General features: G+C 71.0%; 1 protein-coding gene and 1 pseudogene. Both read right to left on the reverse strand.

The genetic code is table 11. From position 1 onward, the window contains the following. Positions 1–290, reverse strand: a 290-nt coding sequence (locus tag QN345_RS19700; protein WP_323509198.1) for an AMP-binding protein, incomplete at its 3' end; no start/stop codon positions are given. A gap of 44 nt (positions 291–334) precedes the next feature. After that, positions 335–606, reverse strand: a pseudogene (locus QN345_RS19705) (SAM-dependent methyltransferase); the annotation flags it as partial.

Below are 606 nucleotides of genomic sequence, written 5' to 3' on the forward strand. Positions count from 1 at the left end.
TCGCGCAGCATCCGCTCGATCGCCGTGCGCTGCAGGGCCGGCCAGTCCGGGTCGAGCACGGCGACAGTACCCACGCCCGCGACCGCGGCGACGAAGTCCACGACGAAGTCGAGACCGTTCGGCAGGCAGAGCACGGTCGGGCCGCCGGACGACTCCCCCGCCAGTTCGCGGGCGCGGCGGCTCGACCGGACCTGGAGTTCGGCGTAGCTGAGCCGGTCCGCACCAATCGTGACGGCGTTCGCGTCCGGCTGCAGGGCGGCCCAGTGCTGGAGGCGGTCGAGGAAGGGCACGCTCGAGTCTACTTTTCCTGAGGTCCCCTGCTCGGTGACAAAAGCTACTTGACCGCGATGATCTCGCCGTGCGGCATGCCGAACCAGCCATCGGGGTCGCCTGCCCACTGCCGCCAGGCTGCGGACATGGCGCGCAGGTCGGTGAGGTCGGCGGCCCCGGATTCGATCGCGTGCGCGGCGAAATCGGACTCGGTCGCGCGCAGGGCCCAGGATTCCCCCCACCAGTCGCGCTCGGCATCCGTGGCGAAGCACCAGATGGACGCACTGCTCGTCACCGCGTCGAAGCCGGCAAGCCTGGCCCAGGCCTTGAGCGCGC

The organism is Cryobacterium sp. 10I1 (assembly GCF_035019805.1).
GTDB classification, from domain to species: Bacteria; Actinomycetota; Actinomycetes; order Actinomycetales; family Microbacteriaceae; genus Cryobacterium; species Cryobacterium glucosi.